Source organism: Rhodococcus sp. NJ-530 (genome assembly GCF_003860625.1).
Lineage (GTDB): Bacteria > Actinomycetota > Actinomycetes > Mycobacteriales > Mycobacteriaceae > Rhodococcus_F > Rhodococcus_F qingshengii.
In genome coordinates this window covers 3,586,409-3,595,160 of sequence record NZ_CP034152.1, presented here as the reverse complement: position 1 = coordinate 3,595,160, position 8,752 = coordinate 3,586,409, and the positions used below count along the sequence as shown (strand labels likewise).

Here is an 8,752-nt window from a genome sequence, read left to right as displayed (position 1 = left end):
CCTTCCCCCGCGGTGAAGAAAGTCCCTGTTCTCCGACAAGGAGGACAGGGACTTTCGTGCAGCCTGCAGGTGCGTTTGCGTGGCGGTGAGTGGGTGACCTACCGGCCGTTCTGTTGATACGCGATCGCTGTCAGCGATCCGACTTCGTCGTTCACGTCTGCGGTGCTGCTGAGCCCGATCTTGTGGGTCGACTGCCCGGGAGCTTTGGCCGGCACAAGAAGTTCGGATTCGGGGGCCTCGACAAAACGTAGTCCGAGGTCGACTCGGGCCTTGGTGGCCGCTGCGATGGCGGCGAATTGGCGAGCGCGAACGAAGGGTGTGTAGGTTCCGCGGCCTTCGACCCGAACATCGGCTCCGAGTTCTTCGATCAGACGTCGGGCTGCATCGAAGATCGGCCGCAGTGCCGCCTTCGGGCCGCTGTACTGCTGGTCGATGTATTGCTCGACGGTCGGCTCCACCCATCCGGACTGTTCGGCAGTCTCGAATGCAATTGCCCACTGCGAATTCTGCGGCACACCGTGCTCTGCTTTCAGCCACTTGCGCACTTCGTTCTGATCGAGCGGGTCGACCCCGGACGTCCGTACGGCCTCAACCCATTCTTCGAGGGTGCGCCCGGTACGGTCGCGCATGGACGAGGTGACTGCGGCCATCATGTCGGAGGGTTCCATGTGTCTGTTCTACCGGTTGTCGCTGGTCTTTCGGTTGTCACTGGTCTTCCGGTTGTCGCTGCTCTCTCGGTTCTCACGGTGCACGGGTAGCTCGCTCAGTCGATGCCGAGCATCGTCTTGAACGCGCGCACGCCGGTCACTTCGACGGGATACGGCGGTGCGACAAAATCTTCGCGGCTGAGGGTGAAGAGACGACGCACGGTCATGCGACCGTCGGCAGCCAACTCCTCTACTGTGCCGTCTGCGCGGTACCCGACTTTGGTGGACACCGTGATCGAGGCGGGGTTGTCCGTGAATGCCGATGACACCACGCTTCGTGCACCCAAAGAGTCGAATGCGAATGCGCAGATTGCCTGTCGGGCGAGAGTGCCGACACCCCGGCCTTGGAACCCGCGTCCGATCCACGAGCCGGTTTCACCGGTACGACTGGTAGGAAAGTCCGTCGCGGCGAACGCCTGGCAGCCGACGATTTCTCCGTCGACGACAATGGCTGTTTCGAATTTCCAGTCGGTCATGGTCATCGCTCCGCGGACCGACCAGTGGTATTGGATGAATCTTCGCGACACTTCGTCGGGAGTGCCCACCGTCCAGGGGACGAGAAACGGCATCTGTTCGGCAGGGTGAATGCCGGCTCGGACCAGCGCAGTGAGTTCGGGGAAATGATCGTCGCGCACAGGGAGCAAGGTGATGGGCCCACACGTGATCGTGACTCCGTACGGAGGCCAGATCTCTCGCAGTGGGTCAACCATCGTCTTCAGACCTTCGTTTCGTGTGCGAATCGGGTCACAGTCTGGCATGCCAGGCCCGTCCGAGTGAGCGACTTCTGGTCATCGGGATTCTTTTGCCCTCGCGGTACGAAGTCGTGACATTAGTGTGTGGACGGTGACTACAGACAAACCGGTACGTCTTCGTGAAGGTAGATCGCCCGACAGGCTTTCGCGTGGTGTGGTGGCCGGATACGCAGCGGGAAGTGTCGGTACGGGTGGATTCGGTGTTCTGCCAGGTCTGGTACTGGCGTACTACCTGACCGACACGCTCGGCGTTGCCGCGGCGCTCGCGTCGCTTGTGGTCATTGTCCCGAAAATCGCCGACGTCCTGATCGATCCGCTGATCGGGTCGATCAGCGACCGAAGCTCTCATCGAACCGGTACGCGAGTGCCACTCATGCTCGCAGGCGCTCTGGGACTGCCGTTGCTCTTCATTCTCACGTTCTCGGCCCCGGTGTCGGCCGGCCCAGGAGTCGGGGCGATGTGGGTGCTCGTCTTCTTCCTGCTCGCGGCGAGTGCCTACAGCCTCTTTCAGGTTCCATATATCGCGTTGCCGACCGAGTTGACCGGCGATTACCACGAGCGCACTCGGTTGGTATCGGTTCGAATTGCGGTGTTGGCCCTGACAATTCTGGTCATCGGCGCCGGCGGACCCGAGCTCCGCGATGCTGCCGGAGGCGGAGCACGCGGTTATCTGGTCATGGCGATCGGGGTGTCGGCGCTGATGTGCGGGGCAATGATCTGGGCAGTTCGCGGAGCCGCGCGCCACACGGTGACTCACGCGGACGCGCCGGTCGGCTCGTTGCTCTCGCAGTACCGGGACGGGTTCGACGCGATACGACGTACCCGCGCGTTCCGATTGCTGGTCAGCGTCTTCGTGCTCCAAGCTCTTGCCACCGCCGTGATGTTGGCGGGTGCGCAATATCTGGCGACCTATGTGATGGGCAACGAAGGTGCGCTCACCGGTCTGTTCGTTGCACTCGTCGGACCAGCTCTCGTCGTCATGCCGCTGTGGTACCGGTTCTCGCATCGGTACGGAAAGCTTCGCGGTTACGTGGTGTCTTCGGTTCTGTTCGTCGTCGCCACGGCGTTGTTGACGCTTGCGGCTGTCGACGCGGGTTCGTGGATCTACGGTGCCGTCGCGCTTGCCGGCGTCGGCTACGCCGGCATGCAGGTGTTCCCGCTGGCGATGCTTCCGGACGTCATCGAGGACGACGCGCGAATCGGTGGGCGCCAACGCGGTGGTTCGCTCAGTGGTATCTGGACCGCCGCGGAAACCGCAGGCCTTGCCCTGGGACCCGCGGTGTTCTTGGGTGTACTCGCGGTGACCGGCTTCGTCTCGAAAACTGCGGGCGAGACTGTCGTGCAAACGGAATCGGCGCTGACCGGAATTGCCCTCGGCTTCTCGGTCGTGCCGGCGATCCTGGTTGCGATCAGCCTGGTCGTATTGCGGAATTACCGCACCGAACAAGAATCCACTCACGAGAACGAAAGGTGAACGATGAGTTCCACTCGGGCCGAGGAACTTCAGGGCAAGATCGTCGAGAGCGCAAACCTCGAGAAGAGGGCGGCCGACATCTTGAGTCGGTTGCGTTCGCTTCGCGAGCAGGACGCTCCGACGCACGGAGGCCGGGTTCTGTCGTACGTGTACGACAGCGGCCTCGCAGCGCTCGACGAGTTGGCAGCGGACGCAGCTCGATTGGTTCAGCCGGTCAACGGTCTCGACCCGACGGTGTTCCCGTCCACCGCGGTGATGGAGCGTGAGTTGGTTGCGTTCGCACGCGAGTTCCTCCATGGAGCTTCAGACCCAGCCGCAGATACAGACGCCGGAGGCGTAGTCGTCGGCAATGTCACCAGCGGCGGAACGGAGAGTTGTGTGTTGGCCGTCAAGGCAGCTCGCGACTTCCGTGGGCTCCCGCCGGGTGAGGGTTCGCTGGTTCTTCCGACCACCGCGCATGCCGCTTTCCACAAGGCAGCTCACCTGCTCGGACTGGAACTGATCCTGGTACCAGTAGATCCCACGTCGGGGCGCGTCGGCGCACAAGATATTGCGACGGCAGTTCGGAAAGACACGGTCTTGATCGTCGTCTCCGCGCCCAGCTACCCGTTCGCGGCGCTCGACCCGATCGCCGATGTCGCGGAAGTTGCTCGTGCACATTCGATTCCACTGCATGTCGACGCCTGCATCGGTGGGCTTGCGTTGCCGTGGTGGGGTGATCTGCCACCCTGGGATTTCCGGGTGCCCGGGGTCACCAGCATGTCCGTCGACTTCCACAAGTACGGATACTCGCCCAAAGGCGTTTCGGTCCTGCTGCACCGAGGGCGAGATCTGCATCGCAAGCAGTATTTCGGACTCACGGACTGGCCGGGGTACCCGGTGGTCAATCCCACGCTTCTCGGTTCCAAATCCGTTGCTGCTCTTGCCGGTGCTTGGGCGATTTCGCAAGTCCTCGGGCAATCCGGGTACGCCGAATTGGTGTCCCGGGCGCAGCGGGCCACTCGTGCACTGATCGGCACGGTCGAGGCAATCGAGGGTCTTCGCGTCGTGGGCTCGCCGGTGGGACCACTGTTCGCGGTCGCTACCGACGATTCCGTGCCGCTCGAACGGCGAGTGGATCCGCATCGCTGGGTGAGCGCTGTCGGTGCTCGCGGCTTCGTCCTTCAAGGGCAGCCGGCGTCGACGCAACCTGACGGGACGACGTTGCCTCGAACAACCCACCTCACCGTCACCCCGGTGACGGAATCTGTGCTCGGCGAGTTGACCAGCGCACTCGTCCTCGGTGCCGACGACGTTCGCGGCTCGGCGGCAGCCGAGGCGCCGCCGGCCCTGGCAGAGTTGGCCGGAGCATTCGAACGTGGCGATGTCACCGTCGCCGATGTTCTTGCGTTGCCCAGTGACGCCGTCGCGGCAGCGTTGACGTCGGCGGGGCTGGATCCTCGGGGCTCTTCCGATTCTCCCTTGGACATGGCGGCCGTCCTCGCGGCAGTGGAATCGCTGCCACGTGAGGTCACGAAGAGACTGCTGGTGGAATTCCTCGCCGGAATGGTGGAACCCTGAACTCGGCGATGAATACCGAAACCGCGATGAACACTGCTCAAAACTCGGACAAATGGCGCGAAAGATTCGCGAATCGGGCGTAAGTTTTCTGTCATCGGCTAACCATCTTTTGTCGGAGGGTTGATCAGTGACTGGTGCCGCGGCCAAGATTTTGACGGTGTTCGAGGAAGTGATCGGGGTTCCGCTTCCGGTTCGCGTGCGATGTTGGGACGGTTCGGAGGCAGGGCCACCGGACGCCGCTGCGCAGGTTCACTTCCGGAATCGGCGTGCCCTACGGCGGGTCCTCTACTCTCCCAACGAATTAGGGCTGGCGAGGGCGTACGTTTCCGGCGATCTGGACGTAGACGGCGACATCTTCGCGCTCCTCGACGTCCCGGAACTGGTCACGCGGCTCGGTGAGAATCGTTTGTCGACGTTGCCGCTGCGCTCGATTGTTCGCGCCGCCGGTACTTTCGCCGGCTTGGGGGCGGTGGGTCCACCACCGTCACCCCCGGCGATCGAGATGCGTAGTAAGCGAGGCAAGCGGCACAGTAGATCACGCGATTCGGCGACTGTCTCCCATCACTACGACGTCGGGAATCGCTTCTACGAACTGTTCCTCGGGCCGAGCATGGTTTATTCGTGCGGATACTGGCCGGAAGGTGTCGAATCCCTCGAAGCTGCTCAGTACGCGAAGCTGGACTTGATTTGCCGCAAGCTCGATCTGAAGCCGGGAATGCGACTGCTCGACGTCGGCTGCGGTTGGGGATCGATGGCATTACACGCCGCCCAGAACTACGGCGTCGACGTCGTCGGAGTCTCGCTGAGCAACGAGCAGGTCGAATACGCCAAGGGGCGAGTTGCCGACGCGGGTTTGACCGATCGCATCGAGATTCGGGTGCAGGACTACCGCGACGTCGACGACGGCCCTTACGACGCGATTTCGAGCATCGGCATGTCCGAGCACGTGGGCCTGGTCAATTTGCCGGTGTACACGGCAAAACTCTACGACCTGCTCGTGCCGCGGGGTCGTCTGCTCAATCATGCCATCGCCGCGGTGAAGTCGTTGTCGGACAACGTCGATGACGGTCCCAGCTTCATCGACAGGTACATCTTCCCGGACGGTGAGATCCTTCCGTTGAGTAAAACCATTGATGCGCTGGAACTTTCGGGTTTCGAGACGCGTGACAGCGAAGCGTTGCGCGAGCATTACGCACTGACACTGCGCGCATGGGTGCAGAACCTCCGCGAGAACTGGGACGCATCGGTCTTACAGGTCGGTGCTCCCCGGGTGCGTACCTGGTTGCTGTATCTCGCTGCCAGTGCCCTGGGTTTCGAGGAGCCGCACAGGCTTACGATTCATCAGGTTCTGGCCGTGAAACCAGGGGATCGGGGGGCCAGCGGCATGGCCCGCTCGCGTGACAGTTGGTATCGATCGATTGAAGTCCCGCAGATCGAAACCGGTCCGCGCGTCGACTGAGGCCTATACGTTGGATTTCCATGAGCACCCGGAAGGTTGTCCTCGCGGCACTGAAGGTTTCGGCCGTTGCGGTATCGGCGCTGTTGCCGACCTCGCTGCTGTTCACACCGATGTCGAACGCCGAACCTGTGAACGATTTCTACGATGCGATTCCGGGCGACGTCGGTGATCCGGGTTCGGTGATTCGGACGGAACCGCTGGCTCTGGCCGGTGCCGTCGGCGGAGTGCCTGGTGTGGGGACCCGGATCCTGTATTCGAGTACCGACACCCACGGATCCAAGGTTGCTGTGTCGGGCTCGTACCTGGAGCCGGCTGCCCCGTGGTCAGGAGCGGGCCCCCGCCCGACGGTGGTGATCGGTCCGGGTACGCAGGGCCAAGGTGATCAGTGCGCGCCGTCGAGGATGTTTCCCACTGCCGGTCAGCTCCGCCTGGCGGAACCCGGGAATCCGTCGAACTACGGTGCCGGTGTGGACAGTGTCGGTGTCAACTACGAGTCAGCTTTTGCTTTCGCTTTCCTCGCCCAGGGCGTTCGTGTATTCGTCACCGACTACATCGGACTCGGAACACCCGGCGTCCATACCTACGTCAATCGCGCCGAGGAAGCCCATGCGATGTTGGACGGTGTACGCGCTGCCCGAGCCCTCGCGCAGGCAGGAGAGGACGATCCGATAGCGCTGTGGGGTCATTCGCAGGGCGGCGGCGCCACTGCCGCTGCAACCGAACTGGCACCCGAATACGCGCCTGAGTTGAATCTGGTCGGGAGTTACGCGAGCGCGCCCCCGGCAGACCTGGCAAGCGTTCTGCGTCATATCGACGGTACCGGCCTGATGGCCGCGATCGGTTACACGATCAACGGCGTCCTCGACCGCTATCCTGCCGCCCGAGAGCCAATCGAATCTCGACTCAACGACTACGGCCGGTCCGTGCTCGCCGACGTCGCCGGGCAATGCCTCATCGATTCCCGAACCAAGTACGGGAAGCAGTCGACGGCGTCGTGGACCACAGACGGACGACCACTCGCCGACGTGGTGGAATCGGTACCGGAGATCCAACAGGTGATCGAGGAACAACGCATCGGGTGGCGAACCCCGGCCTCGCCGATTCTGGTCAACGGAGCGCTCAACGACGATTTCATCCCGTACGAGCAAACCCGGCGCCTGGTTCAGGACTGGTGCGCGCGCGGGGCCGAGGCGACGTTGTTCACCGACACCCTGCCTGCGGTGAATCCGGGGAGCGGCAACAACCACCTCGCGCCGGCCGTAGCGGATTTCGGCGTCGGATTGCAGTACGTGCTGGACAGATTCAACGGCAAGCCGATAGTCGGTGCGTGCAACGCCTGAGTCGCCGTGTCACGTAACCACCGTCTCACTTCTAACAGTGGTTGACTGAGCCCGTGAACGATCGACCGCACGACCTTCCGATCAACCCGGTTCCACGGAGCGCCCTGGGTGCCGGGCCGGCCCTGAGAGTGTCGACGGGTCTGCTGCTCGGTGTGGCCGCCGGTGTCGTCACGGCGTTGGTCGGCTATCCCCGATTCGCGTTTCTGATCGGCTGGGATGTGGCGGCGATGGTGTTCACGGTGTGGACGTGGATTCTGGTCTGGCCCTTCGACGCGACGCTCACCGCAAGCCACGCAACGCGCGAAGAGCCGGCCCGAAACGTCGCGCACCTGCTGATTCTCGGTGCCGCCGTCGCGAGCCTGGTCGGTATCGCGTTCCTGCTCCTGGCGGCACCCGACGGACATCACTACCAAGTAGTGGCGGCATCGGTTGCAGTCGGCAGCGTCGTGATCTCGTGGCTGGCGGTCCACACGCTCTTCGCCCTCGGATATGCACGGCTGTACTACTCCGGCCCCGACGGCGGAATCGATTTCAATCAGGAAGAACCGCCGAGGTACAGCGATTTCGCCTACGTGGCGTACACGGTCGGGATGAGCTTCGCGATTTCCGACACCAACTTGAAGTCGTCGGACATGCGCGCGATGGCACTCGGCCACGCATTGCTGTCGTACCTGTTCGGTTCGGTGATCGTGGCGTCCGTCGTCAACTTGATTGCGGGCCTGTGATCTCTCGAGCCGTGTGACCGATCAAGCCGCTGCACGCCCGATGCTCGAGAGGAAGCCGGCGGCTCCGAAGAACAGACCGGCGAACACTCGATTGGTGGTTCGCTGCTGTTTGGGGAGCGCATCAAGGTGAGCACCCGGGCGGCCAGGCCGGTGTATCCGGTCATCACGATCACGTCGACTGCGCACATCGTGGCGGCGATGATCAGATACTGCGGCAGCAGCGGCGCCGACGGGTCCAGGAACTGCGGGAGCACTGCGAGCATGAAAACGACGGCCTTCGGATTGCTCGCGTTCACGAGAAATCCGCGAAGCATCATCATCGGACCGGAGCTGCTCGCGGCTGCCTCGTCGGTCTCCACCTCGGTGGGCGCCGATCGCCACTGCCTGATCCCCAGGTAGACCAGGTATGCGACACCGAACCACTTGATCAAGGAAAAGGCCACGGTCGAACTGGCGAGAATTGCACCGACCCCCGCCGCGACAATTCCGATCTGCAGCAACAATCCCAACTGCAGCCCGAAGATGTTCCAGTATCCGCGTCGCAAGCCGTAGGCAAGTCCCGACGACATCGACGCAATGGCGCCGGCCCCCGGCGACAGGCTGATCACCCAACTTGCTCCGAAGAACGCCAACCAGACGTGCCAACTCATGTCGAAAGTCCTTTGATCGGGAAATACTCCCGACAACGAGCACGCACGGGATCAGAAAAGTGTAGACGGACAGTCCTGCTCACTG

At 62.8% G+C, this 8,752-nt stretch carries 7 protein-coding genes and 1 pseudogene; 5 read left to right on the top strand and 3 right to left on the bottom strand.

All coding sequences use genetic code 11. The features are described from left to right. Positions 1-98: 98 nt before the first annotated feature. Together EHW12_RS16710 and EHW12_RS16705 are read right to left on the bottom strand one after the other, a co-directional pair. Positions 99-668: a DUF5655 domain-containing protein gene (locus EHW12_RS16710; RefSeq protein ID WP_058039487.1), complete on the bottom strand. Its 570-nt coding sequence runs from the start codon at positions 666-668 to the stop codon at positions 99-101. 95 nt (positions 669-763) lie between these two features. Beyond that, positions 764-1,417 (bottom strand): GNAT family protein, encoded by a 654-nt coding sequence (locus EHW12_RS16705; protein ID WP_180279627.1) that lies wholly within the window; start codon positions 1,415-1,417, stop codon positions 764-766. Between the two features lie 124 nt (positions 1,418-1,541). Between EHW12_RS16705 and EHW12_RS16700 the strand changes: the two genes are divergently transcribed. The 5 genes from EHW12_RS16700 (at position 1,542) to EHW12_RS16680 (ending at position 8,017) form a co-directional block, all read left to right on the top strand. After that, the gene (locus tag EHW12_RS16700) at positions 1,542-2,933 is read left to right on the top strand and encodes an MFS transporter (RefSeq protein WP_206434746.1); all 1,392 of its coding nucleotides are present in this window, start codon (positions 1,542-1,544) and stop codon (positions 2,931-2,933) included. A 3-nt stretch (positions 2,934-2,936) separates the two neighbouring features. Further along, a complete protein-coding gene (locus EHW12_RS16695) occupies positions 2,937-4,493 on the top strand; it encodes an aminotransferase class V-fold PLP-dependent enzyme (RefSeq protein ID WP_176742016.1) in 1,557 nt (518 codons plus the stop codon). 127 nt (positions 4,494-4,620) lie between these two features. After that, positions 4,621-5,952, top strand: a complete 1,332-nt coding sequence (locus EHW12_RS16690; RefSeq protein ID WP_007732273.1) for a cyclopropane-fatty-acyl-phospholipid synthase family protein — start codon at positions 4,621-4,623, stop codon at positions 5,950-5,952. A 20-nt stretch (positions 5,953-5,972) separates the two neighbouring features. Further along, a complete protein-coding gene (locus EHW12_RS16685; RefSeq protein WP_125051208.1) occupies positions 5,973-7,292 on the top strand; it encodes a lipase family protein in 1,320 nt (439 codons plus the stop codon). Positions 7,293-7,345: 53 nt separating this feature from the next. After that, a complete protein-coding gene (locus EHW12_RS16680) occupies positions 7,346-8,017 on the top strand; it encodes a DUF1345 domain-containing protein (RefSeq protein WP_030537075.1) in 672 nt (223 codons plus the stop codon). A 21-nt stretch (positions 8,018-8,038) separates the two neighbouring features. Here the strand turns inward: EHW12_RS16680 and EHW12_RS16675 are convergent. After that, positions 8,039-8,667, bottom strand: a pseudogene (locus tag EHW12_RS16675) (LysE family transporter). Between the last annotated feature and the right edge of the window lie 85 nt (positions 8,668-8,752).